The sequence below is a fragment of the Mitsuaria sp. CC2 genome (genome assembly GCF_048957715.1).
In the GTDB taxonomy this organism is placed as follows: domain Bacteria; phylum Pseudomonadota; class Gammaproteobacteria; order Burkholderiales; family Burkholderiaceae_C; genus Roseateles.
The window spans coordinates 15,320-40,852 of record NZ_JARVXN010000027.1 but is presented as its reverse complement, the minus strand read 5'-3'; the positions used below and the strand labels follow the sequence as shown (position 1 = coordinate 40,852).

Annotated in this window: 19 protein-coding genes, 1 tRNA gene and 1 pseudogene; 12 read left to right on the top strand and 9 right to left on the bottom strand. The window is 69.1% G+C overall.

Going from position 1 to position 25,533, the window contains the following annotated elements; all coding sequences use genetic code 11:
• The first annotated feature begins 15 nt into the window (after nucleotides 1-15).
• Nucleotides 16-711, top strand: a complete 696-nt coding sequence (locus tag PV762_RS17960; RefSeq protein WP_421036370.1) for an alpha/beta fold hydrolase — start codon at nucleotides 16-18, stop codon at nucleotides 709-711.
• 63 nt (nucleotides 712-774) lie between these two features.
• On the opposite strand, the gene PV762_RS17955 is transcribed toward PV762_RS17960, so the two are convergent.
• From PV762_RS17955 to PV762_RS17945, 3 genes are all read right to left on the bottom strand, one after another.
• Nucleotides 775-851 (bottom strand) — tRNA-Pro (locus PV762_RS17955).
• Between the two features lie 129 nt (nucleotides 852-980).
• Complete coding sequence (locus PV762_RS17950; RefSeq protein ID WP_421036642.1) at nucleotides 981-2,021, bottom strand: phosphotransferase; 1,041 nt, start codon at nucleotides 2,019-2,021, stop codon at nucleotides 981-983.
• A 127-nt stretch (nucleotides 2,022-2,148) separates the two neighbouring features.
• Nucleotides 2,149-2,853: a Crp/Fnr family transcriptional regulator gene (locus tag PV762_RS17945; protein WP_088408218.1), complete on the bottom strand. Its 705-nt coding sequence runs from the start codon at nucleotides 2,851-2,853 to the stop codon at nucleotides 2,149-2,151.
• A 248-nt stretch (nucleotides 2,854-3,101) separates the two neighbouring features.
• On the opposite strand from PV762_RS17945, the gene PV762_RS17940 reads away from it, so the two are divergent.
• Entirely contained in the window at nucleotides 3,102-5,258 is a 2,157-nt protein-coding gene (locus tag PV762_RS17940) for a FimV family protein (RefSeq protein WP_421036369.1), read from the top strand.
• Between the two features lies 1 nt (nucleotide 5,259).
• On the opposite strand, the gene PV762_RS17935 is transcribed toward PV762_RS17940, so the two are convergent.
• From PV762_RS17935 to lptF, 5 genes are all read right to left on the bottom strand, one after another.
• A complete protein-coding gene (locus PV762_RS17935) occupies nucleotides 5,260-6,429 on the bottom strand; it encodes a pyridoxal phosphate-dependent aminotransferase (protein WP_421036368.1) in 1,170 nt (389 codons plus the stop codon).
• Nucleotides 6,430-6,437: 8 nt separating this feature from the next.
• A complete protein-coding gene (locus tag PV762_RS17930; RefSeq protein ID WP_421036367.1) occupies nucleotides 6,438-7,382 on the bottom strand; it encodes a CysB family HTH-type transcriptional regulator in 945 nt (314 codons plus the stop codon).
• 56 nt (nucleotides 7,383-7,438) lie between these two features.
• Nucleotides 7,439-7,864, bottom strand: a complete 426-nt coding sequence (locus PV762_RS17925; protein ID WP_421036366.1) for a sirohydrochlorin chelatase — start codon at nucleotides 7,862-7,864, stop codon at nucleotides 7,439-7,441.
• Nucleotides 7,865-7,946: 82 nt separating this feature from the next.
• Nucleotides 7,947-9,110 carry an LPS export ABC transporter permease LptG gene (lptG, locus tag PV762_RS17920; protein ID WP_421036365.1) on the bottom strand — a complete coding sequence of 388 codons (1,164 nt, stop codon included), beginning with the start codon at nucleotides 9,108-9,110 and terminating at the stop codon, nucleotides 7,947-7,949.
• Nucleotides 9,107-10,306 carry an LPS export ABC transporter permease LptF gene (lptF, locus tag PV762_RS17915; protein WP_421036364.1) on the bottom strand — a complete coding sequence of 400 codons (1,200 nt, stop codon included), beginning with the start codon at nucleotides 10,304-10,306 and terminating at the stop codon, nucleotides 9,107-9,109. Before lptF ends, lptG begins: the two co-directional genes overlap by 4 nt.
• Before the next feature lie 28 nt (nucleotides 10,307-10,334).
• On the opposite strand from lptF, the gene PV762_RS17910 reads away from it, so the two are divergent.
• The 9 genes from PV762_RS17910 (at nucleotide 10,335) to PV762_RS17870 (ending at nucleotide 24,334) form a co-directional block, all read left to right on the top strand.
• The gene (locus PV762_RS17910; protein WP_421036363.1) at nucleotides 10,335-11,795 is read left to right on the top strand and encodes a leucyl aminopeptidase; all 1,461 of its coding nucleotides are present in this window, start codon (nucleotides 10,335-10,337) and stop codon (nucleotides 11,793-11,795) included.
• 37 nt (nucleotides 11,796-11,832) lie between these two features.
• Nucleotides 11,833-12,261, top strand: a complete 429-nt coding sequence (locus PV762_RS17905) for a DNA polymerase III subunit chi (protein ID WP_421036362.1) — start codon at nucleotides 11,833-11,835, stop codon at nucleotides 12,259-12,261.
• A 351-nt stretch (nucleotides 12,262-12,612) separates the two neighbouring features.
• A complete protein-coding gene (locus PV762_RS17900; RefSeq protein ID WP_421036361.1) occupies nucleotides 12,613-13,755 on the top strand; it encodes a branched-chain amino acid ABC transporter substrate-binding protein in 1,143 nt (380 codons plus the stop codon).
• 518 nt (nucleotides 13,756-14,273) lie between these two features.
• Entirely contained in the window at nucleotides 14,274-15,650 is a 1,377-nt protein-coding gene (locus PV762_RS17895; RefSeq protein ID WP_421036360.1) for a TIGR03013 family XrtA/PEP-CTERM system glycosyltransferase, read from the top strand.
• Between the two features lie 38 nt (nucleotides 15,651-15,688).
• A complete protein-coding gene (prsK, locus tag PV762_RS17890) occupies nucleotides 15,689-17,827 on the top strand; it encodes an XrtA/PEP-CTERM system histidine kinase PrsK (protein ID WP_421036359.1) in 2,139 nt (712 codons plus the stop codon).
• Nucleotides 17,824-19,191 carry a PEP-CTERM-box response regulator transcription factor gene (gene prsR, locus PV762_RS17885; RefSeq protein ID WP_421036358.1) on the top strand — a complete coding sequence of 456 codons (1,368 nt, stop codon included), beginning with the start codon at nucleotides 17,824-17,826 and terminating at the stop codon, nucleotides 19,189-19,191. The genes prsK and prsR overlap by 4 nt, the downstream gene beginning before the upstream one ends.
• A 44-nt stretch (nucleotides 19,192-19,235) precedes the next feature.
• Nucleotides 19,236-22,151, top strand: coding sequence for an XrtA/PEP-CTERM system TPR-repeat protein PrsT (gene prsT, locus PV762_RS17880; protein ID WP_421036357.1), 2,916 nt, complete (start codon nucleotides 19,236-19,238; stop codon nucleotides 22,149-22,151).
• 75 nt (nucleotides 22,152-22,226) lie between these two features.
• On the top strand, nucleotides 22,227-23,531 hold the full coding sequence (locus PV762_RS17875; RefSeq protein ID WP_421036356.1) for a GNAT family N-acetyltransferase: 1,305 nt from the start codon (nucleotides 22,227-22,229) through the stop codon (nucleotides 23,529-23,531).
• Nucleotides 23,528-24,334, top strand: a complete 807-nt coding sequence (locus tag PV762_RS17870; RefSeq protein ID WP_421036355.1) for a S1 family peptidase — start codon at nucleotides 23,528-23,530, stop codon at nucleotides 24,332-24,334. Before PV762_RS17875 ends, PV762_RS17870 begins: the two co-directional genes overlap by 4 nt.
• A 10-nt stretch (nucleotides 24,335-24,344) precedes the next feature.
• On the opposite strand, the pseudogene PV762_RS17865 reads toward PV762_RS17870, so the two are convergent.
• Nucleotides 24,345-24,668, bottom strand: a pseudogene (locus PV762_RS17865) (MFS transporter); the annotation flags it as partial.
• A gap of 138 nt (nucleotides 24,669-24,806) precedes the next feature.
• Here PV762_RS17865 and PV762_RS17860 point away from each other — a divergent pair.
• Nucleotides 24,807-25,376: a spore coat U domain-containing protein gene (locus PV762_RS17860; RefSeq protein ID WP_421036354.1), complete on the top strand. Its 570-nt coding sequence runs from the start codon at nucleotides 24,807-24,809 to the stop codon at nucleotides 25,374-25,376.
• Nucleotides 25,377-25,533 lie beyond the last annotated feature (157 nt).

The following is a 25,533-nucleotide window of genomic DNA, read 5'->3' as shown; positions in this document are numbered from 1 at the left end:
AAGAAGGACACCGCCATGTGCGCACCTCTCATCCTCCTGGTCCACGGCGCCTGGGCCGACGGCTCCAGCTGGCGCAAGATCATTCCCATCCTGCTCGGCCAGGGCCTTCGCGTCACGGCGGTGCAACTGCCGTTGACCTCGCTCGCCGACGACGTCGCCGCCACGCAGCGCGCCCTGGCGCTGGTGGACGGACCGGTGCTGATGGTCGGGCACTCCTACGGCGGCGCGGTGATCACGAACGCGGGCAACGACGCGAAGGTGGTCGGCCTGGTCTACGTCGCCGCGTTCGCGCCGGGCGAGGGCGAAGCGGTCGGCGAACTGGGCAAGGCGTTCCCGCCGCCGCCGGGGCTGGCGGAACTCCGGCCGGACGCCCACGGCTTCGTGAGCATGACGGTGCAGGGCGTGCTCGAGAACTTCGCGCAGGATCTGCCGGCCGAGGAGGGCCGCCTGATGCACGCCGTGCAGACGCCCACGCATGGCTCGACCTTCGGCGCGCCGACCGGACAGCCGGCGTGGAAGACCCGACCCAGCTGGTACGTCGTCGCCACCGAGGACCGCATGATCCTGCCGGCGCTGCAGCGCCAGTTCGTCGAGCGGCTGAACGCCAGCACGCTGACCCTGCCGGCCAGCCACGTTCCGATGCTGTCGCACCCCGGCGAGGTCGCGGAGTTCATCGACCGCGCGGCCCGGCAGTTGCGTTCGCCCAAGTAGGAAGCGGCGAGCCCCAAAGGAAAAGCCGCAAGGAGCAGGACTCCTTGCGGCTTTCGTGTTGGTTGGTCGGGGCGGCGGGATTCGAACTCGCGACCCTCTGCTCCCAAAGCAGATGCGCTACCAGGCTGCGCTACGCCCCGACTGAGCCTTGCATTCTAGCCTGGAAATTTCACTCCCCTTGAAGAACGATGAAGGTTCTTCTCACACCCGCCTCGGAGGGGGCTCGGAGCCCCCTCGGAAGGAGCGCTCGCGATCAGCCCGACAACATTTCAGCTGGAGAGCCTCTGCACGAACTGCCAGCCGAGTTCCGCCATCGGCTTCGCGCCGGCGCCGGCCTCGCGGGCCTGCTGGCTGGACGCGGTGCCGTCCTCGACGCGCTTGGCGATGCCCTGCAGGATCGCGCAGATGCGGAACAGGTTGTAGGCGAGGTAGAAGTTCCAGTCCTTCATCACCGTCGCCGCGTCGCCGCGACCGGTGCGTTCGCAATAGCGGCGCACGTAGTCGAGTTCGCTCGGGATGCCCAGCGGCGCCAGGTCCACGCCGCCCAGGCCGCGCGCCGCGCCGCTCTTGCGGATGTGCCACGACATGCAGTGGTAGCTGAAGTCCGCCAGCGGATGGCCCAGTGTCGACAGCTCCCAATCCAGCACCGCCAGCACGCGCGGTTCCGTCGGGTGGAAGACGAGGTTGTCCAGCCGGTAGTCGCCGTGCACGATCGCGACCTCGCGCTCGTCACGCGCCGAGTCGGGGATGTGCGCGGGCAGCCACTCGATCAGGCGGTCCATGGCCTCGTTCGGGCCGGTGATCGTGGCCTGGTACTGCTTGCTCCAGCGGCCGATCTGGCGCTCGAAGTAGTTGCCGGGCTTGCCGTAACCCTCCAGCCCCAGCGCGCGGAAGTCCACGCGATGCAGCGCGGCGATGACGCGGTTCATCTCCTCGTAAATCGCCGTGCGTTCCGCGTTGGACGCGCCCGGCAGCGTCTGGTCCCACAAGACCCGACCCTGCATGAACGCCATGACGTAGAACGCGCGGCCGACGATGGATTCGTCCTCGCACAGCGCCAGCATGCGCGGTACCGGCACGTCGGTGCCTGCCAGGGCGCGCATCACGGTGAACTCGCGCTCGATGGCGTGCGCCGACGGCAGCAGCTTGGCCACCGGCGCCGGCTTGGCGCGCATCACGTAGGTCGCGCCCGGCGTGATCAGCTTGTAGGTGGGATTGGACTGGCCGCCCTTGAACTGCTCGATGGTCAGCGGGCCGGCGAAGCCGTCGATCTCGCGCGCCAGCCAGGCGGCGAGCGCCTCGGTGTCCATCGGTTGCGAAGGGGCGCGGGTGCCGGTGAAAGCGTCGTCCACAAGGTCTCCTGGAGTTGTCGTGATTCGTGATCGACGCGTCCCCGGAATCCTCCGCCTTCGGCAGGCGGGAACGTGCCCGGGACGCTCAGCGGTTGGCGATGGCCAGCAGCTTTTCCTTGCTCAACACCACCAGCCGGGTCGGCTCGACGCGCACCGCGCCTTCGCGCTCGAAGCCCTTGAGCTCCTGGTTCACGCGCTGCCGCGACGCGCCCAGCAATTGCGCCAGATCCTCCTGCGCCAGCTGCAGACCGATGCGGACCTCTTCGCCTTGCGACACGCCGTAGCTGCGCGCCAGCAGCAGGATCTGCTTGGCCAGTCGCGAGGCCAGGGGCCGGGTGTTGAGATCCTCGACCTGATCGAACATCAGGCGCAGCCGCCGGCAGTTCAGGCGCAGCAGCGCTTCGTAGAGTTCGGTGTGACGCTGCAGCAGGTCGCGGAAATCGGGCTTGCGGATCACCAGCAGCGTGGTTTCGCCATGCGCGCTCGCGTCGTGCGTGCGCGGCAGGCCGTCGAACAGGGCGATGTCGCCGAACCAGATGCCGGGTTCGACGTAGGTCAGCGTCACCTGCTTGCCCGACAGCGACACCGAACTCACCCGCACCGCGCCCTTGGCCACGCCGATCCATTCCTCGGCCGGTTCGCCGCGCACGGACATCAGCGCGCCGTCGGTCAGGCGTCTCACGGTGGCGCGCGCCAGAATGTCGCTGCGCAGCGGCAGTGACAGCTTGGAAAACCACGGCCCCGTCTCGATGTTGTTGCGTTCCGAAATTGTAAGAACCGAGCTGTTCATGCTTTGTCGCTGGCGTGACAGGCCAGCCGTCTCCTGAATTGTGGGGATGGGCCGCAGCCATGGCGGCCTGTTCCGGGTTGTTTCTGGCCTATTGTGAGGGACCCGCGCGCTGCCTGCGGGTGCCTCGGCGATGCGGGCATGATGCGTGGGCGATGCGCATCCGGGGGGAATGCAGGGCGCTTTTCCGGGTTTGTCCCTGTAAGCACCGTGCTAGAGTGAAACGCACACCAACAGCAAGAACAGCGGGAATGGATCGAGACCTTCACGACCCGCGCGGCGCGTCGCCGTCGCACAGCGTTCTCGTGCTTGCCCTCCTCATGATGTCGACGCCGGCGGCCTGGAGCCTCGGTGTCGGCCGCCCCCAGGCGGCCTCGTCATTGGGCCAGCCTCTGAACCTGCTGTTCCCCGTCCAGCTCAATCCCGGCGAGACCGTGACGCCCGAGTGCGTGCGCGCGGAAGTCAGCGCCGGCGAGAACGCGCTCAACGCGTCGGGCCTGCATTGGCAGGTGGAGGGCGACGGCTCTCGCGTCACCGGCGTGCGGCTGCGGAGCATGCAGCGCATCGACGAGCCCATCGTCTCGGTGCAGTTGAGCGTCGGTTGCCCGACGCGCCTGACGCGCCAGTACACCGCGTTCATCGACCCGCCGGGCCTGAACGGCGAGGTGATCGGCGATCCCGGTCTGACGCCCACGCCGGCCGTGTCGCCCGCGCTGCAGGCGCAACAGGAAGGTCAGCCGGTGCGATCGTCGGAGGCCGCGTCGCGTCAGGCGCCGCGTGCCGGCAATGAACTGGCGATCGCCGCCGCGGCGACGCCCCGTGCCGCCGAAGGTGCCGCCAATGCCGGCAAGGCCGCCACTGAACGCCCGCGTCGTCCGGCACGCCGCACCGCCGAGGCAAGTCCTGGCTCCGAGGGCAGCGGCAGCTCGACCTCGTCGCGGGAGGCGCGGCAGAACCGCGATCGAACACAGGCACCGAGGCGCGAGGCACGCGTCGTGCGTCCCGCCACGCCGCGCCTGTCGCTGGAGCCGGTGGAGGCGCTGCAGCCGCCAGCGCCGGCCTTGCTGGCGGCCGAGGCCGCCGCCAGTGCCGCGAGCGCCGCGGAGGATGCTCGCCAGCAGATGATGGCGATGCAGAAGCAGCTCGCCGACATGCAGGCCGAGCAGCAGCGCACGCTCGCCGCGATGACGACCTTGCGCCAGGAGTTGCAGGCCGCTCGCGCGGAGGCCGAGAAGGGCGGCAACGCCTCGTCGGTCTGGGTGCTGGGCCTGAGCCTGCTGAGCCTGGCACTGGCCGCCAGCAGCCTGCTGCTCTGGCGCAGCAACCGCGTGCAGAAGCGCGAGGCCGGCCAGCACTGGCTGGGTGATTCCCGTCACGAGGACGCCGGCGCCGAGACGGTGCTGCCGCCGGTCCCGACCGGACCGTCCCCGTTCACGCCCACCGATCCGCACAGCTCGCCGGCGCCGCTGATGTCGCACCTGTCGAGCGACGGCCCCGCGGCGTCCCAGGCGCCGTCGACGATTCCGATGCCACTGAGCCTCGACGAGCCGCCGACACGGCCCGCGCCCTTGATGACGCCGACGCCGCCGGCCCCGCCGGCGCCTTCCGCGTTCGCCAGGTCCGCCTCACCGTCCCGACCGCCCGCCCGGGCCCCGACGACCGCCGCGGACGATGCGCTCGACGCCCTGGCGGCTCTCGACGCGATGGAGCCGCTGAGCCTGCAGTTCGAGCGCGGCGACACGCGGCCGGCGCCGCTCTCGACCGATCTGGGCGGCGGCGGCGTCACCGTCACCGTGGAGGAACTCATCGACCTCGAGCAGCAGGTCGACTTCTTCATGGTGCTGGGCCAGGACGACGCGGCGATCGAGCTGCTGTCCTCGCGCCTGAACCATCGCGACGCGGCCAGCGGGCTGCCCTTCCTGAAGCTGATGGAGCTCTATCAGCGCCGCGGCGACCGCGAAGCCTTCGATCGCATCGGCACGCGCTTCTCCTCGCAGTTCCACGCCCGCGCCCCGTCGTGGAGCGACGACCTCAACGAGGGCAACGCGTTGGAAACCCACGCTGAACTGATCACGCGGCTCGAAGCGGCCTGGTCCGATCCGGAAGGCAGCATGAGCCTGCTTCAGGACCTGCTGTCCAACCACCAGGAATACAACGGGGACCTGGGGCTGCCCGCGTATCGCGATCTGCTGCTGCTGTACGCGGTGGCCCGCGATCGGGCCGAGCACGAGATCGACGGCAATTCGATCGATGTCGTGCTGCCGTTGGACGCGACCGCGCCGACAGATCAGATGGCCACGATGGTCTGGCAGTCGCCGACGCCGTCGCGCACGCCGCTCACGCAGTCGATCGACCTGGATCTGTCGCTTGTCGAGGACGACACGCCGCGGGAACCCAAGGGGCGGTGATTCAGATCTTCTTCAGACGGTCCAGTGCGAGATCGAGCGTCTCGTCCTTCTTCGCGAAGCAGAAACGGATGACCTTGGCGTCGCTGCCGCCGGTGTAGAACGCCGACAGCGGAATCGCGGCGACACCGATCTCGCGCGTGAGCCACTGGCTGATTTCCATGTCACCCATCGCCGCCTGCGCCGCAGGCAGCGCGCTGTAATCAACGCATTGGAAGTAGCTGCCGGGGCAGGGACGCAGCACGAAAGCCGTCTCGGCCAGCCCCGCGCGGAACCGGTCGCGCTTGCGCTGATAGAAGTCGCTCAGGCCCAGGTAGGGCGCCGGGTCGCGCATATAGGCCGCGATGCCGTGCTGCATCGCCGAGTTCACCGTGAACACGTTGTACTGGTGGACCTTGCGGAACTCCGCCATCAGCGGCGCCGGCGCCGTCACGTAGCCGACCTTCCAGCCGGTCACGTGGTAGGTCTTGCCGAAACTCGATACGACGAAGCTGCGCGCGGCCAGCGCCGGCAGGCGCGACACGCTCTGGTGCGTCTGGCCGTCGTAGACCATGTGCTCGTAGACCTCGTCGCTGATCACCAGCACCTCGGTGCCGTCCAGCAGTTCGGCGAGTTGCCGCAGTTCGTCCGCGCTCCACACCGCGCCGCTCGGGTTGTGCGGGCTGTTGATCATGATCGCGCGGGTGCGCGGCGTGAGTGCGGCGCGAATGCGGTCGAAGTCGGGACGGAAGCTCGCCGGATCCAGCGGCACCGGGACCATGACGCCGCCGGCCAGCGCGATGTTGGGCGCGTAGCTGTCGTAGGCCGGCTCCAGCACGACCACTTCATCGCCCGGATGGACGATCGCGAGCAGCGCCGTCAGGATCGCCTGCGTCGCGCCGGCGGTGACGGTGATCTCGGTGTCGGGGTGGTAGGCGTGACCGTAGAGCGTCTCGATCTTCGCGGCGATGGCCTGGCGCAGCGCCGGCACGCCGGGCATGGGCGGGTACTGGTTGTGGCCGGCGCGCATCGCGGCGTCGACGGCGTCCAGCAACGCCGGGTCGCCTTCGAAGTCCGGGAAACCCTGGCCGAGGTTGACCGCCTGGTGCTGCTGCGCCAGCGCGGACATGACGCTGAACACGGTGACGCCCAGTTGGGGCAGACGGCTCGCGGGAACGGGGGTGTGAATGCGCATGGTAGGGATCACAAGTCGTAGTCGCTGGCTTCGCCGCTCATCGCGCGCTGCAGCAGCGTGCGGTTGAGCCGGTCGGAGAGCAGCTCCGCGAAGCTGTACACGTAATTGCGCAGGTAGGCGCCGCGCTTGAAGGCGATGCGGGCGACGTTCTGGCCCAGCAGATGGCCGAGCGGCCGCGAGACGAGTTCGCCGCCCGGCGGGTCTTCGCGCACCGCCATCTCGGCGACGATGCCCACGCCCAGGCCCAGCCGGACATAGGTCTTGATGACGTCGGAGTCGATCGCCTCCAGCACGATGTCGGGCTTGAGCTGGCGTTGCGCGAAGGCGCGGTCGATGCGGGTGCGGCCGGTGAAGCTGGGGTGGTAGGACACCAACGGCTGCGCGGCCAGGTGCTCGAGGTCGATGCGCTCGAGCTGCGCGAGCGGATGCTCGGCGCGCATCACCAGCACGTGCTGCCATTCGTAGGCGGGCAGGGTGACGAGCTCCTCGAACTGCGACAGCGATTCGGTCGCGAGGCCCACGTCGGCGGTCTCGTCGATCAACATCCGGGCGACCTGGTCCGGGCTCCCCTGGTGCAGGCCGATGTTGACCTGCGGGAACTGCTTGCGCAACTGCGTGACCGGGCCGGGCAGCACGTACCTCGCCTGGGTGTGCGTGGTCGCGATCGACAGCGTGCCGACGTCCTGCTTGGAGTACTCCTCGCCGATGCGCTTGAGGTTGCCCACCTCGCGCATGATGATCTCGATGGACTTCAGGACCTGGCGCCCGGGCTCGGTGATGCTGCGCAGGCGCTTGCCGTGGCGCGAGAAGATGTCGACACCGAGCTCCTCCTCCAGCTCCAGGATCGCCTTGGAGACGCCCGGCTGCGAGGTGTACAGCGCCTTGGCCGTCTCGGTCAGGTTGAGGTTGCGGCGCGCGGCCTCTTGAACGAAGCGGAACTGGTGCAGGTTCATGGCGGGGTCATCGCAAGGTCGGCGGGATGGTCGACGGGACAGTCAGACGGGACGGCTCAGGACTGGGGCAGCTCGGTCGGCGTGGCCGGGTTGAGCGGATCGGCGGGCAGGGTGACGGACGTGATCAGGTCCAGCGTGGCGCCCGCCATCGCGCGGATCACCGAGGGCTGTTCGCCGATGGCGTCGTGCAGGACGAAAAGCACGCGGGGGTGCGCCGCGCGCAGCGACTCCACCAGCGGCGGGACGTCGCGGCGCACATGGCCGCTGGCGCCCAGGAACATCGGCACGATCTGCACGTGCGTGCAGCCCACCGCGACCAGCGCGCCGGCGGCGGTGGTCAGGTCGGGCGCCATGAGTTCCAGGTAGGCGAGGGCGATGGGCAGTTCCGGCCGCCGGATCTGGAGTTCCGCGGCGATGGCCTGGAACGGACCGGCCCAGGCCGGATCGCGGGCCCCGTGGGCGAAAAGCAGCAGACCTTGCATCAGCGGGTCCCCTTCCGGCGACAGGTGGAGTCGGGCCGGCCGTCGGCCGGGCAGGCGGCGATCCCGCACTGGATCGCCAACGTCATCGATAGCGCACCAGCCAGTAGAACGCCCCCATCGAGATGCCGAGGTACACCAGGCTGGGCGCCGAGGCGACCAGCCATGGCGTCCAGTCGCGCAGCAGCCCGAGGTGGCCGGTGATGGCGTTCAGCACCACGAAGCTGATGCCCAGCATGATGCCGCCGAAGACCTTCACGCTGATGCCGCCCGAGCGGAAATGCAGGTAGGCGAAGGGCAGCGCCAGCGCCACCATCACCATGCAGGCGAACGGATAGAAGGCCTTGCGCCAGAACTGGATCTCCGGCTGCGCCGACGACTGCTCCTGCGAGGACAGGTGGCGCGTGTAGCGGTAGAGCTCCAGCGTGGACATGTTCCAGGTCGGCTGCACCGCCGCGGCCACCACGCCCGAGGGCAACTGGCTCTGCCATTCGTAGGTGGGCACGAGGATCTCGCGCACCGCGGGGTTCTCGGCCAGCCTGTCCTGCGGCGCCGCGGGATCCGCGTGCTGCGGCGCGGACATGGCGGGCTGGTTCAGCGGCGTCGGCGTGCGCGACCACAACATCAGCTGCACCTCGTTCATCAGCCAGCGGCCGGTCAGGTCGACGGTCGCACTCTTGGCGGTCAGCCGCGTGGCCATGGCGCCCTTGCTGTCGAACTCGAAGATCAGCACGTCCTCCATCTGCCCGTTGGCGCGGGCCCGCCCGACGTGCACGGCGTAGCTGTAGTCGCCGACGCGGTCCTTCAACCACGCGCCCTGGGCGTTCGTGACGCCGCCGCTGGCGCTGGACTTGAGCAGCTGCGCCTGACGGTCCGCCCACGGGTTGACGAAGTCGCCCACGACGAAGGCCAGCACCGCGAAGGCCAGGGCCATCACGCTCAGCAGGCCCAGCGCGCGCTGCGGGCCGAGACCGCCGGTGCGCAGGATGGTGAACTCGCTGGACTGCGCCAGCCGCGCCATGCTGAAGATGGTGCCGATCAATACCGCGATCGGCATCAGCTCGTAGAAGCGGCCCGGGAGCTTGAGCATGCTGGACCAGACCGCCGTCCCGATGCCCAGGCCCAGGCGCTGGAAGCGCTCCAGGTCGTCGATGAAGTCCAGGAAGAAGAACAGCGCCAGGAACCCGGTCATGACCAGGGCGAACGAGCTCAGGATGTCGCGGTACAGCAGCCGCCGGACGGTTCTCATGTGGGCACTCCCGGCGTGGAGGAAGACATCGATGCCGGCGCGATCACCAGGCTGGCGGGAGGCGCGGAGAAGACCGTCTCGGCATAAGCCGGGTTCTCCGGCGGAGGCGGGATCACGCCGCTGCGCGGCGCGCCCAGTCGCGCGCCCTGTTCGCGCCACAGCATCAGCAGCATCGCCACGACCAGCGCGCCGCCGTGCAGCGCCAGCAGCGCCGGGCCCAGCTTCACCTTGTTGCCGACCACCCAGGTCTGGCTCAAGGTCGTCAGGTTGTAATAGACGATGAACGCCAGCAGCGCGAACAGCAGGTTCCAGTTGCTGGCCCGGCGCGGATTGGTCGCGGAGATGCCGATGCCCAGCAGCACCAGGTTGACGCAGGCCAGCGCCATGCCGAAGCGGAAAGCCAGTTCACCGTCGCCCTGCGGCGTGCGCTCGACCAGCAGGTCGATCGTCGGTCTCGCCTTGGGCGGCAGCGTGCCGCCGACGCGCATGACCTCTTCGTCCACCACGACCTGGTACTGCTGGAAGCGGGCCACGGACTTGTCGCCGTTGCGCCGGTCGACGTCGTTGCGCTGGCCGTGCTCCAGCACCAGCACGCGCTGGTTGTCCTTGTACTGCAGCGCGCCGCGCGCCGAGGTCGTCACCGACTCCAGGTGCTCGGTGTTGTTCATGATGAAGACGTTGCGCGCGGCGGCCTCGTCGGCCGGATCGCGTTCGATGAAGAACACGCGCGTGCCGTCGCTGGAGGTCTGGAACTGGCCCGGCGCGACGCGCGACAGGTCGCTGCGCTGCTCGAACTGCGCACGGAGCTGCGCGCTGCTGTCGTTGCTCCACGGCGAGACGATGGTCAGCAGGATCAGCACCACCACCAGCACGGGTGCGGCCATCGTCAGCACCGGGCGGGCGAAGCGCGTCAGCCCCAGGCCGCTGGCGAACCAGACGGTCATCTCCGATTCCTTGTACATGCGTCCCAGCGACATGACGACGGCCACGAACAGCGACAGGCCGAGCATCAGCGGCAGCTGGGTCAGGGTCAGGTAACCCAGCGACAGCAGCACGTGCTGCGGGGCCACCGTCCCCTTGGCCGCCATGCCGAGCGAGCGCACCAGCAGCATCGTCACGACGATGGTCAGGATGACCACGAAGGCCAATCCGAAACTGCGGGCCAGTTCCTTGCGTACGGTTGAATCGAATAACATCCGGGCACTTTATCTACTTCTCGGCATTATGGACTTCCGCTCTCAGCTCGTTTCCCTCGACGCCCTGTCGTCGCACGGCGCTGACGCCCTCGTGCTGGTGGTCGCGGGCGACAGCCTGCCGGCCTCGCTCGACAAGACCGTCGCCGCCCTGGTCAAGGACGCCGTCAAGCTCGGCGACTTCGAGCTGAAGGCGGGTCAGGTCTTGTCCCTGGTCCGTCCCGCCGGCCTGAAGGCGCCCAGACTGGTCGTCGCCGGCAGCGGCCCGTCGCTGAAGGCGGCACGCGCCGCGCTGGGCGCCGCGCTGGGTCAACTCAAGGGCAAGGGCGCCGCCGGCGCCTCGATCGCCTACGTCGGTTTCGGCGCCGAGCTGACCGAGTCCCTGGCCGAGCAGACCGCGCTCGCCGCCCTGGAAGCCACCTACGTCTACCGCGAGACCAAGCCGAGCGCGCCCGCCGCCTCGAAGCTGACGAAGATCGCCCTGCTGCACGGCAAGGACGAGGTCAAGGCGGTCAAGGCCGGCCTGACCCGCGGCCAGGCCATCGGCGCCGGCATCGCCGTCGCGCGCGAGTGCGCCAACCTGCCGCCGAACGTGGCCACGCCGGCCTACCTGGCCGACCAGACCAAGGCCCTGGCCAAGAGCCACGGCATCAAGGTCGAGGTCCTGGACCAGAAGGGCATCGAGAAGCTGGGCATGGGCTCCTTCCTGTCCGTGGCCAAGGGCTCCGACGTGCCGCCGCGTTTCATCGTGGCCAGGTACGAAGGCGCCGCCAAGACGCAGGCGCCGGTCGTGCTGGTCGGCAAGGGCATCACCTTCGACTCGGGCGGCATCTCGCTGAAGCCGGGCGCCGGCATGGACGAGATGAAGTTCGACATGGGCGGCGCCGCCTCCGTGCTGGGCACGCTGCGCGCCGTGGTCGAGCTCAAGCCCAAGATCAACCTGGTCGTGCTGATCGCCGCCTGCGAGAACATGCCCAGCGGCCGTGCGGTCAAGCCGGGTGACGTGGTGACCTCGATGTCGGGCCAGACCATCGAGATCCTGAACACCGACGCCGAAGGCCGACTGATCCTGTGCGACGCGCTGACCTACGCCGAGCGCTTCAAGCCCGCGGCCGTCGTCGACGTCGCGACGCTGACCGGCGCCTGCGTGATCGCGCTGGGCGGCGTGCGCTCCGGCATGTACGCCAGCGACGACGAACTGGCGGCCGCGCTGAGCGCCGCCGGCGAGACGGCGCTGGACCCGTGCTGGCGCCTGCCGCTGGACGACGACTACGCCGACGGCCTGAAGACCAACTTCGCCGACGTTGCCAATGTCGCCGGCCGCGAGGGCGGATCCATCACCGCCGCGAAGTTCCTGCAGCGCTTCGCGTCCAAGTACCGCTGGGGCCACCTGGACATCGCCGGCACCGCCTGGAAGGGCGGCGCCGCCAAGGGCGCGACCGGCCGTCCGGTCGGGCTGCTGACGCACTTCGTGCTGTCGCAGGTCCGCTGACCGCTCGCGGCGTTCTGACAAGGGGAGGGCGGGTCCGGTGACGGAAGTCAACTTCTATACCGGCGTGCCCGACCGTCAGGTCTATGCCTGCCGCCTGCTGCGCAAGACGCAGGCGGCGGGTCTGACCGTCGGCGTCTGGGGGGCGATGCGGCTGCTGGAGCGACTGGATCAGACCCTCTGGACCTTCGAGCCCGGCGAGTTCCTGCCGCATCTGCTGCTGCGGGCCGACACACCGGAGGCGCTGCGGGCGCGCACCCCGATCCTGCTCTCGGACCAGCTCGACGCGCTGGCCGGGTGCCAGGTCTTGCTCAATTTCGAGCCCGGCGTGCCGCCCGGCCTCGAGCGTTTCGAGCGTGTGCTGGAGCTGGTCTCCGCCGACGCCGAGCAGGTCGCCGCGGGACGCGGACGATTCAAGGCCTACAAGGCGCTCGGTCTGACGCTCAATCACCACGTGATGTCGGCTTGAGCCGACGGATTTCCGCTGATTTCTGTCATTGCTTCGCAGGCCCGAGGCCTGCGCCAAGCGGGTGCCAGCCCGCGCCGCCGTGGTGCCGCGAAGCCCGTCGACAGGGCGCTGAGTCGCGTCGCGATCGTCGATCTGGGCGGAAATCCGCACTCCGCGTGCGGGTTGTGTGTGCGACGTCGCACTCCCGCGAAAACCATCCGGGTTTGCCCCGGTGACAGGGCTGCCACAACGTCTGGCCCGTGACCGCGTTCACAGCATTTTCACTATGGAAACGCTTCCGTCTTTCGGGGTATGGTCGCTCGCGTTGAGAACTCAACGTCATTCCACATATCCCGAGTCGGAGGTTCCTAGATGCAATCCAAGCTGAATGTGATCGTGGGCGCAATCGCCATTGCCGCAAGCGGCGCCGCCCTGGCGCAGGATGCGGTGGTCAAGATCGGCCACGTGGGTCCCACCAGCGGCGCCATCGCGCACCTGGGCAAGGACAATGAACTGGGCGCCAAGATGGCCATCGACGAGCTGAACGCCAAGGGCGTGACGATCGGCGGCAAGAAGGTCAAGTTCGAGCTGCTGGCCGAAGACGACGCCGGCGATCCGAAGCAAGGTACCGCGGCCGCCCAGAAGCTGGTCGACTCCAAGGTCAACGGCGTGATCGGCCACCTGAACTCCGGCACGACCATCCCCGCGTCCAAGATCTACAGCGACGCGGGCATCCCGCAGATCTCGCCCTCGGCGACCAACCCCAAGTACACCCGCAACGGCTACAAGACGGCGTTCCGCGTCGTGGCCGACGACGTGCATCTGGGCGGCACGCTGGGCAAGTACGCGGTGACCTCGCTGAAGGGCAAGTCCATCGCCGTCATCGACGACCGCACCGCCTACGGCCAGGGCGTCGCCGACGAATTCGAGAAGGGCGTCAAGGCCGCGGGCGGCAAGGTCGTCGGTCGTGAATTCACCAACGACAAGGCCACGGACTTCACCGCCATCCTGACCTCCCTGAAGGGCAAGAAGCCCGACGTCGTCTTCTTCGGCGGCATGGACGCCGTGGCCGGCCCGATGCTGCGCCAGATGAAGCAGCTGGGCATCGAAGCCAAGTTCATGGGCGGCGACGGCATCTGCACGGCCGAACTGCCCAAGCTGTCGGCCGGCACCATCTCCGACAGCCAGGTCGTCTGCGCGGAAGCGGGCGGCGTGGAAGGCGAGTCGAAGAAGTCGCTGGACGCCTTCAAGGCCAAGTTCAAGGAAAAGAACAAGGTCGAGGTCCAGATCTACGCCCCGTACGTCTATGACGCCGTCAACGTGATGGTCGACGCCATGGTCAAGGCCAAGTCCGCCGACCCCAAGGTCTACCTGCCGGTGCTGGCCAAGACGTCCGACTACAAGGGCGTGACCGGCACGATCGCCTTCGACGCCAAGGGCGACATCAAGAACGGCGCGCTGACCCTGTACACCTACAAGGGTGGCAACCGCGAGCAGCTCGCCGTCGTGCGCTGAGCCGTCGGCGCCAGGCCCCGCTCCGGTGGGGCCTGGCCGTCACGGAACGATCAAGGAACGCCCACCTCGGTGGGCGTTTTTTCGTCCGCCGCCCCGCCGTCGCACCTCCCGCCAGGCCCCTCTGACACGCCGATGTCGGGGCGACACAGACCCTGTCCCCTGATCGAGGGGGCCCCCCCTCACTCACGTGCATTCCCACACGAGAGCCCCTCAAAGCATTCAGTCAGGGGGTTCGCACCTCTGCGGCCCTACAGACAATGGCCCCCGTCAGCGCGCCACGGGGTCGATTCGGGGATCCGGCGGCGGTCGGCGAGACGGGTTCAACCGAGCCGGATTGCAAGGCGGACGCCCCTGCAAACAGGGGGCTTTCAAGCCTGGGGGTGGGAGGCATGATGCCCCCCGCAGCGAATGGGGCCTCCTCGGGCGGAGGGCGTGTTCGCGATGAGCGGTCCTGAGAGGTTCACCCGGGTCGGCGACAGCATCCCAAGAGGATGCCGTGACCAGCTTTGGGGACGGGCATGATTCGAATTTTCAACCATTACCTTCATCGTCGTACCCTGGTTCAGGTGCTGTTCGACCTGGGCCTGATCGTGGCGGCGGTATTCGCGGTCGCCTTGAGCCAGGGCAGCGGCGAGCACATGGTGACCTTCGCCGCGTCCTACGGACTCTCCCTCGCCGGCGGCATGTTCGTCATCAACTCCGCGTCCGGCCTCTACTCCCAATCCCACAAGCGCTCGCTGACGCAGTCCTGCGCGCGTGCGCTGTTCGCGCTGCTCATCGGTCTGCCGCTGGCCTACGGCCTGTTCAGCCTGATCCCCGCCACCGTGTCCCACCGCGACCTGCTGACCACGACCGCCATGCTGGCCGTCGCGCTGGTCATGGTGCACCGCGTGTACGCCGCGCACTCCGGCGCGCAGGGCGCCGGCCGGACCAAGATCCTGATCTTCGGCAGCGGCCACGCCGCGCTGGCCGTCAGCGAAAGCCTGCGCGCCGCCGATCCGCACGCGCAGATCGTCGGTTTCCTGCCCGGCCCCAACGAGATCGATCCGCAGGTGCCCGCGCATGAGCTGCTGGCCGCCGAAAGCCTGACCGACGCCGCCATGCGCCTGGGCGTGGACGAGATCGTCGTGGCGCTGTCCGAGCGCCGCGGCGGCAGCATGCCGCTTCGCCAGCTGCTGGACTGCAAGCTCTACGGCATCCGCGTCGTGGACCTGGCCACCTACTTCGAGAAGACGCTGGCGCAGATCAAGATCAGCCACGTGCACGCCGGCTGGCTGATCTTCGGCGACGGCTTCAACCAGGGCGTGCTGCGCAGCGCCGTGAAGCGCGCCTTCGACCTGCTGTCCTCCCTGCTGCTGCTGGTCGCGACCGCGCCGATCATGGCGGTCACCGCGCTGCTCATCAAGCTGGAATCGCCCGGCGGCATCTTCTACACCCAGGAGCGCGTCGGCCTGCGCGGCGCGACCTTCAAGGTGATCAAGTTCCGCAGCATGCGCAACGATGCCGAGAAGGACGGCCGTCCCCAGTGGGCGACCAAGAACGACGCCCGCGTGACGCGCGTCGGCAACTTCATCCGCAAGGTCCGCATCGACGAGCTGCCGCAGCTGATCAACGTGCTGCGCGGCGAGATGAGCATGGTCGGTCCGCGTCCCGAGCGTCCGTTCTTCGTCGACGAGCTGGTGGCGCAGATCCCGTACTACGCGGTGCGTCACAGCGTGAAGCCGGGCGTGACCGGCTGGGCGCAGGTCCGCTACGAATACGGCTCGACCATCGAGGACTCGCTGGAGAAGCTCCAGTACGACCTGTACTACGTCAAGAACCACACGCTGTTCCTCGACCTGCTGATCATGCTCGAGACGGTGGCGGTGGTCCTGACGGGCCGGGGGGCGCGCTGAGCGCGACGTCGGAGCGTCCCGCTCCGGGACGTTGATCCATGTGGGCCAACACCCTGAGCCTCGGCGCCGCGTCGGGGATCGTCGCGGTATTTGCGCATCTGGCCCTGGCGGTCGTGGTGCTGCCCCAGTTCGGCCAGCACCGGCGCCGCGCGCTGCGCCTGGAAGCGGCCCTGCTGCTGACGGCCCTGTGGGCCGCCCTTGACGCCGCCGCCGAGCAGGGTTGGCTCGGCGCCCACCAGTGGCCCGTGCTGGTGCTGCTCCCCATCTGCGATGCGCTGCGCTACGGCGCATGGTTCTCCTTCATCCTGGCGCTGATCGAATCGCGCGACGACGACGGCCGCGCGCGCAGCGCCGGCGTCGCCCGACCGCTGCAATGGCTGGCCTGGGCCGGCGTGGCCGCCGCCGTCGCGCTGCCGCTGTGGCGCTACTGGGGCGACGCGCCGCTGGCGGCGCTGCAGCGTCCGATGACGATGTCGTGGCTGGGCCTGGGCGTGTTCGGGCTGGTGCTGATCGAGCAGATGCTGCGCAACATCGACAGCGACGCGCGCTGGAACGCCAAGCCGGTGAGCCTCGGGCTGGGTGCGGTCTTCGCGTTCGACGTGTTCGTGTTCTCGCAGGCCTCGCTGTTCGCGCAGTTCGACGGCGACGCCGTCAGCGTGCGCGCCGCCGTGCACAGCCTGGCCGTGCCGCTGCTCTGGATGGCCAGCCGCCGCCACAAGAAGTGGCTGGACAAGCTGCATGTCTCGCGCACCGCGGCCTTCCACTCCGCGACGCTGCTGATCGTCGGCGTGTACCTGCTGGGCGTGTCCGGCATCGGCTACTACGTGCGCTACACCGGCGGCGAATGGGGCCGCGCGCTGCAGCAGGTGCTGCTCGCGGTCGGCGTGCTGGCGCTGCTGACGATGGGACTGTCGGGCTCGCTGCGCGCGAAGCTGCGGGTCTACATCAGCAAGCACTTCTTCAGCTACCGCTACGACTACCGGCAGGAGTGGCTGCGCTTCACCGCGATGCTGTCGGCCAGCGCGTCGCCGGCGGAGCTGGGCGAATCGGTGATCCGCGGCCTGGCGCACCTGGTGGAGAGCCCCGGCGGCGCGCTGTGGCTGCGCCGCTCGCCGGCCACGGCGGAAGGAACGGACTACCAGCAGGCCGCGCGCTGGAACCTGAACGACGACCGCCAGCCGCTGACCGCCGACGCGCCTTTGCTGCGCCTCCTGCAGGAACGCGCGTGGATCGTCGACCTCGACGAATGGCGCCGCCATCCGGCCGCCTACGACCATGCCGCCCTGCCCGAGGCGATCGCCGGCGATGCGCGTCATTGGCTGCTGATCCCGCTGCTCAACGCCGGTGTCCTGACGGGCTGGGTGATCCTGGGCCAGCCGCGCACGCGCCTGGAGCTGGACTGGGAAGTGCGCGACCTGCTGCGCACCGCGGCCCAGCAGGCGGCCAGCTACCTGGCGCAGATGCAGGCGGCGGAGGCGCTGCTGGAGGCGCGCAAGTTCGAGGCCTTCAACCGCATGTCGGCCTTCGTCGTGCACGACCTCAAGAACATCGTCACGCAGCTGTCGTTGATGATGAAGAACGCCAAGCGCCTGCGCGACAACCCGGAGTTCCAGCAGGACATGCTGGACACGGTGGAAAACTCGCTGGAGAAGATGCGTCAGCTGATGCTGCAATTGCGCGAGGGCGACAAGCCGCATCACGGCAGCGCCGGCGGCGTGGCGCTGACGGCGATCGCCCGGCGGCTGGCCGCGGCGGCCGTGAGCAAGGGCCGCGCGCTGGAGCTGGAGCTGCGCGATGAGGTCAGCGCGCGCGGCCATGAGGAGCGCATCGAGCGCGTGCTCGGCCACGTGGTGCAGAACGCGCTGGACGCGACGCCCCTGGACGGGCGCGTGACCCTGCGATTGCAGCGCGTGGGCAGCCACGCGCAGGTGGAAGTGGAAGATACTGGCTGCGGCATGTCGCAGGAGTTCATCGATCAACGGCTGTTCAAGCCGTTCCAGACGACGAAGGCGGCGGGCATGGGCATCGGCGCCTACGAGAGCTACCAGTACCTGCAGGAACTCGGAGGGAAGATCAACGTGGAAAGCGCGCCCGGACAAGGCACCAAGGTCACCATCCTGTTGCCGCTGTTCTTTGCCCAGTCGGGCAGTGACGCGGGTCTGGTGGAGGCCCGATGAGTGCACAACCCCCGTCACTGCTGATCGTCGAGGACGACCTCGCGCTGCAGAAGCAGCTCAAGTGGTCCATGGACCGCTTCGAGTCCGTCACCGCCGACGACGTCGCCAGCGCCGTGCTGCAGTTCCGCCGGCACAAGCCGCCGGTGGTCACGATGGACCTCGGACTGCCGCCCGACCAGGACTCGACCTCGGAAGGCTTCAAGCTGCTCGAGAAGCTGATCGAGCTGGAGCCCGGCACCAAGGTCATCGTGCTGACCGGCCAGAACGACCAGACCAACGCCCTGCGCGCGATCCGCATGGGCGCCTACGACTTCCTGGCCAAGCCGGTCGATCCGGACGTGCTGGTGCTGACCGTGGAGCGCGCGATGCGCCTGCACGAGCTGCAGCAGGAGAACCAGCGCCTGCTGACGCAGCAGGACGGCGAACCTACCGGCAAGCTGCTCACGCGCGACGCGCAGATGCAGCGCATCTGCCGCACCGTCGAGCGCGTGGCCGGCAGCGATGCCACCGTGCTGCTGCTGGGCGAGAGCGGCACCGGCAAGGAAGTGCTGGCGCAATCGCTGCACGACGCGTCCAAGCGCAAGGGCCGCTTCGTCGCCATCAACTGCGCGGCGATCCCCGAAGCGCTGCTGGAGAGCGAGCTGTTCGGCTACGAACGCGGCGCCTTCACCGGCGCGACCAAGACCACGGTCGGCAAGATCGAGACCGCCCACGGCGGCACGCTGATGCTCGATGAAATCGGCGATCTGCCCATGCCCCTGCAGGCCAAGCTGCTGCGCTTCCTGCAGGAGCGCAGCATCGACCGCCTGGGCGGCCGCCAGGAGATCGCGGTCGACGTGCGCATCGTCGGCGCGACCCACCAGGACCTGAAGGCCAAGATCGAGCAGGGCCTGTTCCGCGAAGACCTGTTCTACCGGCTCGCCGAGATCGTCGTGGACATCCCGCCGCTGCGCGATCGCGCCGGCGACGCGGTGCTGCTGAGCCACGCCTTCCTGCGCCGCTTCTCGTCCGAGCAGCGCCGCCCCATCCTGCGCCTGGCCGACGACGCGATCCGCGCCGTCGAGGCCCATCGCTGGCCGGGCAACGTGCGCGAGCTGCAGAACGTCATGAAGCGCGCGTCCATCATGGCCGACGGCGAGCGCATCACCGCCGACGACCTCAACCTGCCCGTGCCCGCCGGCGCCGACGTCCCGTCCGACGGCTCGGAACTCGACCTGCGCGCCGTGCGCGAGCGCGCCGAGCGGCAGGCCGTCGTGGCCGCGCTGTCACGCACCGACGGCAACATCGCCAAGGCCGCCGACCTGCTCGGCGTCAGCCGGCCGACTCTGTACGATCTGATGGCCCGCCTCGGCGTCAAGGCCTGACGAGTGACCTTCCACGGATAACCCGACAGCGAAAGAGACGACGCATGTCCCGCAAGCCTGAGAACACCAAGATGTCCGGTCCCCTGTCTGTGACCCTCGGCGCGGAGGACGCCTGCCAACCCCGCCGTGAATGCAGCGATCGCAGCGATCGTTCCGGTCCCCGCGCGCTGCGTCGCGGCGCGACCGCGCTGGCGCTGGGCTCGGCGCTGCTGCTCGCGGGCTGCTTCGGCGACTCGGCGCAGGACCTGGTGAAGTCCGCCAAGGGCCACCTGGAGAAGCGCGACAACAAGGCCGCGATCATCCAGCTCAAGAACGCGCTGCAGAAGGACGAGACATTGGCCGAGGCGCGCTTCCTGCTCGCCAAGGCGCTGCTGGACAGCGGCGACGTCCCCGGCGCGGTGATCGAGGCCGACAAGGCGAAGACGCAGGGCTTCGGCGGCGACGCGCTGGTCGCGCTCCAGGCGCGGCTCCTGCTGTTGCAGGGCAAGGTCGACGAACTGCTGGGCCAGTACGGCAGCACCCACCTGCGGACGCCGGCCGACGAGGCCGACCTCCAGATGGCGCTGGTCGGCGCCTACGTCGCGAAGCAGAAGCTGCCCGAGGCGCGCCAGGCCGCGAACGCCGCGTTGCGCGCGGCCCCCGACAACCCGGCGGCGGGCCTGGTCAACGTGCGGCTCCTGAGCAGCGAGGGCAAGCCGGCGGAGGCGCTCGCCGAGGTCGAGCGGGTGATCGCCAAGTCGCCGCAATCGGGCGAGGCCTGGCAGCTCAAGGGCGAGCTGCAGGTGCTGTCCGACGCGCCTTCGGCCGATGCCGTCGCGAGTTTCCGCAAGGCGGTCGAACTCGACAAGAAGCTCGTCGGCGCCCACGCGGGCCTGATCAACGTGCTGATGCGCACTGGTGACAAGGCCGGCGCCAAGGAGGCCGTCGCCGCCATGAAGGCGGCCGCGCCGCAGCACCCGCAGACCTTCTACTACGCCGCCGTGTTCGCGATGGACGCGGGCCAGGTCAAGGAGGCGACCGACCTCACGCAGGCGCTGCTGAAGGCGGCGCCGAACAACGATCGCGCGCTTTTCCTGGCGGGTCGCGTCGCGCAGGCCAACGGCGACTTCCGCCAGGCCGAGACGCAGTACAGCAAGATCATCCAGGCCTCGCCCGAGACGCAGCCTGCGCGCGTCGCGCTGGCGCAGCTGCAGCTGCGCGGCGGCGATCCCGACCAGGCGATGGCCACCCTGCAGCCGGCGCTGGACGCGAAGTCGACGTCGTCGGAGGCGCTCGCGCTGGCCGCCGAGATCCGCCTCAAGCAGGGGCAGGGCGCCGAAGCCGAGCGCTACCTGGCGCGCGCCGCCGAGGCCAACCCCAACGACATGCGCAGCCGTGTCGGCCTGGCGCTCAACCAGATCATGAAGGGCGAGGAGGCCGCCGGCCTGCGCGCGTTGCGCCAGCTTGCGGCCGAGGACAAGGGCACCATCGCCGACATCGCGCTGATCAGCGTGCTGGCGCGCAAGAAGGACAGCGACGGCGCGACGCAGGCGATCGCTGCGCTGGAGAAGAAGGATCCCAAGTCGTCGACCCCGGCCGAACTGCGCGGCCGCCTCGCGCTGCTGCGCGGCGATCGCGCGGGCGCGCGGGCCCACTTCGAGGAGGCCGCCAGGCGCGACCCGGGCTCGATGACGGCGGCCAACAGCCTCGCGGCGCAGGACCTGCAGGAACGCAAGGTCGCGGACGCCGTCAAGCGCTACGAGGCCGTGCTGAAGGCCGACCCCAAGAACCTGCGCGCCGAAATGGCCGTCCTGGGCCTCAAGCTCACCCACCAGCTGATCGACAAGGACGTTGCGGCCAAGCGCCTGACGGAACTCGCCAAGCAGCATCCGGACGATGCGACGCCGCGCCAGGCGGCGGTCGGTCTGCTCATGGAGAAGAAAGACCTGAAGGCGGCGCTGGCGCTGGCGCAGGAAGGCGTGACGGCGAGCCCGGACAACCCCGCGCTGGTCGATCTGCTGGGGCAGGTGCAGGCCGCCGCCGGCGACCGCCAGCAGGCGATCAGCAGCTTCAACAAGGTCGCGACCTTGCAGCCGCGTTCGCCGCTGGGTCCGCTGCGTCTGGCGGACGCCTACGCGCAGGCCGGCGACAAGGCCGCGGCGACCGCGGCGCTCAAGCGTGCCCAGGCGATCGCCCCCGGCGACGGGGAACTGGCCCGCAAGGTCGTGGAGAAGAGCCTGCAGCTCGGTCTGCCGGACCTGGCGCTGACGACGGCGAAGGCGCTGCAGACGGCGCAGCCGAAATTCGGCCTGGGCTGGAAGCTCGAAGGCGATGTCGCGCGCGCGCGCAAGGATGCGCCGGCGGCGATCGCGGCCTATCGCAAGGCCGACCAGCTGGCCGGCGACGCCGGCGCGGTGGTGCCGAACACCGAACTCGCGATCGCGCTGCACGGCGTGCTGATCCAGTCCGGCAAGAAGGACGAGGCGGACCGCTGGGCGGCGTCCTACCTGGCCCGGGTGAAGACGGACGAATTGTTCGCCTATCACCTCGGCGACGTGGCGCTGAACGCCGGCCGTTATCCTGAGGCCGAGCAGCGTTACCAGGCGGTGCTGACGGCCAATCCCGACAACGCGGCGGCGGCCAACAACGTCGCCTGGCTGCGGCTGCGGGCCGGCAAGGCGGACGAGGGCTTGAAATTTGCCGAGCAAGCGAACAAGCTGCGTCCCAATGTGCCGCCGTACATGGACACGCTGGCCGAGGCGCTCGCCGCCAAGGGCCAGACCGCCAAGGCCATCGAGGTGCAGAAGGACGCCGTGAAGCAGGCGCCGAACGTGCCCGCGTACCGCCTGCGCCTGGCGCAGTTGTACGTGGCCGGCGGCAACAAGGGCGAGGCCGAGGCGGAACTCAAGCGCCTGGCGGACCTGGGACCGAATGACGAGCAACAAGCCGAGGTGCGCAAGCTGCAGGCCGCGATCCGTTGAGGCGCCCGACCGCGAGGTCGGTCGCCGCGGGGACCGCGTGACGGTGGCATCGCCGCGCCAGGGGAGGGGACGGTCATGAGCCAGATTCGACGATCCAGCCTGCGCAAGCGGCTCCACCAGGGGCTGCGGCGCCTGTTCTCCTCGCTGCCCAAGCCGATGCGCTTCGCGGTGTACCGGCGCATGGTGGACTGCGACCCCGCGCCCTCCGAGCGGCTGGAGCTCAAGGTCGCGGACACGCAGGAGGAACTCGACGCCTGCTTCCGCATCCTGCACGACGCCTACGTCGGCAGCGGCTTCATGAAGCCCGACCCGAGCGGCATGCGCGTGACGATCTATCACGCGCTGCCCACGACCACGACGCTGTGCGCCAAGTACGACGGGCAGGTGGTGGGCACGATCTCGATGGTGCGCGAGGGCGTCTTCGGCTTCCCGCTGCAGTCGGTCTTCGATCTCGAGGGCGTGCGCGCCAAGGGCGGCAAGGTCGCGGAGATCTCGGCGCTGGCGGTCGCGCCGGCGTTCCGCAAGACCGGCGGGGCGATCCTGTTCCCGCTGATGAAGTTCATGCACCAGTACTGCACCGAGTACTTCGACACCCGGCACCTGGTGATCGCCGTGAACCCCGACAAGATCGAGCTCTACGAGGCGCTGCTGTCCTTCACGAGGCTGCGCGAACAGACGGTGGCGGAATACGACTTCGCCAACGGCGCGCCGGCGGTCGGCGCGACGCTGGACCTGCACGAGGCCGATGCGCTGTTCGAGAAGCGCTATCGCGGCCGCCGGCCGGAGAAGAACCTCCACCACTACTTCTTCCGCCACCGCCTGCCCAACATCCGGCTGCCGGAGCGCCGCTTCCACCCGACCAACGACCCGGTCATGACACCGGCCTTGCTGGATCACTTCTTCAACGACGTCGTGCCGGTGTTCTCGACGATGGACGACCGCAAGAAGGCGTTGCTCTGGTCCGTGTACCGCGAGGACGCCCAGTTCCGCGAGGTGCTGCCGATGCTCAGCGGCGGCGGCCAGGACCTGGGGCGCTCGCTGCGGCAGTACCCGCGCTACTCGATCCGGTGCCCGGGACATCTCGACATCCGCGCCGCCAACGAGAGCCAGCTCGGTCACTTCGATCTCGACGTGATCGAGGTCTCGGCGCACGGCTTCCAGGCCGAGTGCAATCATGACCTGCCGCTGAACGAGGACGGGACCGTGGAGATCGAACTCGGCCGCAACGAGGTCGCGCACGTCACCGCGCGCGCGGTGCGGCGCAAGGACACCGAGCAGGGCAGTTTCTACGGCTTCCGCATCGACGAACCCGACCGCCATTGGCGCAGTTTCGTCTCCACGCTGGAGATGGGCACCACGACAAAGGACCTCGCGGCATGATTCAACGACGCGACTTGCTGCTGCTGGGCGCGGGAGGCGCGCTGGGCCTGACCGGCGTGCCCACGCCGGCCCGGGCGCAGGAGATGCCCAACACCTTGCCCGACCTGATCGACCGCAGCCGGCAGGCGGTGGTGGCGGTGGGGACCTTCGCGGCGACGGACAACCCCCGCTTCGGCTTCCGCGGGACAGGCTTCGCGATCGGCGACGGCCGGCGCATCGTCACCTGTGCGCACGTGATCCCGAACCCGATCGAGAAGGACCTCATGATCACGGTGCCCGCCGCGGGCGGCGCGTCCGCTCAGCCGCAGCTGCGGGCCGTGAAGCTGCTGCGCCGCGACACCGCGCGTGACCTGGCGATCGTCGAGCTGGCCGACGACAAGGGCGCGCTCGTCGATGTGCTGTCGCTGGCGGAGGTCGTCGGCGACCAGCCGGTGGTGCGCGAAGGCGCCGCGATCGCGCTGATGGGCTATCCGATCGGCACGGCGCTCGGCGTGACGATGGCGACGCACCGCGGCACCGTCGCCGCACTCACCCGCGCGGCGCTTCCGGCGCCGACGTCGAACACGTTGTCGGAACGCGCGGTGCGCCAGCTGCGCGATGGCGCGATGGAATTCCTGCAGCTGGACGCCACGGCCTACCCCGGCAACAGCGGCGGACCGCTGCTGGACATCCGCACCGGCAAGGTCGTGGGCGTCGTGAACATGGTGGTGCTCAAGGGCACGCGCGAATCGGCGCTCAGCGCGCCCAGCGGCATCACCTATGCGGTGCCGGTGAAGTACGTCTGGCCCTTGCTGGAGCGTTGACGGCCAGCATCGCGGCGATCAGCAGCTCCCGCGTCCGGGCCAGTCCGCAGGCCCCCGACGCGACCGTGAACAGCGCGAGGCCCGCCAGGAACATGCGCCGGTGGCCGTAGAGGTCGCCCGGTCGGCCGCCCACCAGCAGCATGAAGCCGCCGAAGGTCAGCATGTAGGCGTTGGCGACCCAGACCAGCGAGGTCTGGGTGAACTTCAGTTCGGCGCGGATCGAGGGCAGCGCCACGTTCACGATGGTCGTGTCCAGCACGATCATCAGCACGCCCAGGCACGGCACGCCCAGCGCCAGCCAGCGGCGCCGTGTCGAATCAAGGTGGGAAGTCATGGAGGAGAGTGTCTGTCAGCTGTCGGTCGATTGCCTACACGGCCTGCCGACTTCGCTGCACCGCGCCATGCGGCAAGCCTGTCTGCCGCGGAAACGCCCTGAAACGGAAGATTCGTTCCATCAACAGGGGGACACCACATGAGCACCACCAAGTACCTCAAAGCGATCCGGGCGGAACGCAACAGCGGCTTCAAGAGCGCGATGCTGCTCAGCAGCCTGGCCATCGGCGCCGGCCTGATGTTCAGCGTGGTCCAGGAGGCGCGCGGCGCCACGCCGGTGACCAACACCTTCCCGGTGACGGCCACGATCGCGAGCTCCTGCACGGTGTCCGGCTCCAACCTGAACTTCGGTTCCGCCATCGATCCGCTGGTCGCCGGCACGCCGCTGGACGCCACGTCCACCCTGACCGTCACCTGCTCGAACACCACGTCCTACACCGTCGCGCTGAACGCCGGCGCGAACGCGGGCGGCGCGACCAACTTCACCAGCCGCACGATGAAGAGCGGCTCCGACACGCTGGGTTATCAGCTGTACCTGGACTCCGGCCGCAGCTCGGTGTGGGGCGACGGCACCTCGTCGTCCAGCGCGAAGAACGGCACCGGCACCGGTTCGGCCCAGTCGCTGTCGGTCTACGGCCGCATCCCCTCGCTGGCCAGCGTCGTGCCGGGCAGCTACACCGATACCGTCACCGTGACGATCAGCTACTGAAGCTGATGCGACACCGGTCCCGACTTCGTGCCGTCACGGCAGATTTCAGGACCGACCGTTTGCTCGAGTGCTGACTGCTTTCGCCGCCTGACTCGCGATTGATCCCGGACAGCAGTACCGTCCGGGGCACGCGAATCGGCCTCCCCCTCTGACACGT

Excerpts from the sequence above, each read along its gene's own strand:
- PV762_RS17960 (WP_421036370.1), top strand. The coding sequence starts at position 16 with ATGTGCGCACCTCTCATCCTCCTGGTCCACGGCGCCTGGGCCGACGGC.
- PV762_RS17950 (WP_421036642.1), bottom strand. The coding sequence starts at position 2,021 with ATGGACACCGAGGCGCTCGCCGCCTGGCTGGCGCGCGAGATCGACGGC.
- PV762_RS17945 (WP_088408218.1), bottom strand. The coding sequence starts at position 2,853 with ATGAACAGCTCGGTTCTTACAATTTCGGAACGCAACAACATCGAGACG.
- PV762_RS17940 (WP_421036369.1), top strand. The coding sequence starts at position 3,102 with ATGGATCGAGACCTTCACGACCCGCGCGGCGCGTCGCCGTCGCACAGC.
- PV762_RS17935 (WP_421036368.1), bottom strand. The coding sequence starts at position 6,429 with ATGCGCATTCACACCCCCGTTCCCGCGAGCCGTCTGCCCCAACTGGGC.
- PV762_RS17930 (WP_421036367.1), bottom strand. The coding sequence starts at position 7,382 with ATGAACCTGCACCAGTTCCGCTTCGTTCAAGAGGCCGCGCGCCGCAAC.
- PV762_RS17925 (WP_421036366.1), bottom strand. The coding sequence starts at position 7,864 with ATGCAAGGTCTGCTGCTTTTCGCCCACGGGGCCCGCGATCCGGCCTGG.
- lptG (WP_421036365.1), bottom strand. The coding sequence starts at position 9,110 with ATGAGAACCGTCCGGCGGCTGCTGTACCGCGACATCCTGAGCTCGTTC.
- lptF (WP_421036364.1), bottom strand. The coding sequence starts at position 10,306 with ATGTTATTCGATTCAACCGTACGCAAGGAACTGGCCCGCAGTTTCGGA.
- PV762_RS17910 (WP_421036363.1), top strand. The coding sequence starts at position 10,335 with ATGGACTTCCGCTCTCAGCTCGTTTCCCTCGACGCCCTGTCGTCGCAC.
- PV762_RS17900 (WP_421036361.1), top strand. The coding sequence starts at position 12,613 with ATGCAATCCAAGCTGAATGTGATCGTGGGCGCAATCGCCATTGCCGCA.
- PV762_RS17895 (WP_421036360.1), top strand. The coding sequence starts at position 14,274 with ATGATTCGAATTTTCAACCATTACCTTCATCGTCGTACCCTGGTTCAG.
- prsK (WP_421036359.1), top strand. The coding sequence starts at position 15,689 with ATGTGGGCCAACACCCTGAGCCTCGGCGCCGCGTCGGGGATCGTCGCG.
- prsR (WP_421036358.1), top strand. The coding sequence starts at position 17,824 with ATGAGTGCACAACCCCCGTCACTGCTGATCGTCGAGGACGACCTCGCG.
- prsT (WP_421036357.1), top strand. The coding sequence starts at position 19,236 with ATGTCCCGCAAGCCTGAGAACACCAAGATGTCCGGTCCCCTGTCTGTG.
- PV762_RS17875 (WP_421036356.1), top strand. The coding sequence starts at position 22,227 with ATGAGCCAGATTCGACGATCCAGCCTGCGCAAGCGGCTCCACCAGGGG.
- PV762_RS17870 (WP_421036355.1), top strand. The coding sequence starts at position 23,528 with ATGATTCAACGACGCGACTTGCTGCTGCTGGGCGCGGGAGGCGCGCTG.
- PV762_RS17860 (WP_421036354.1), top strand. The coding sequence starts at position 24,807 with ATGAGCACCACCAAGTACCTCAAAGCGATCCGGGCGGAACGCAACAGC.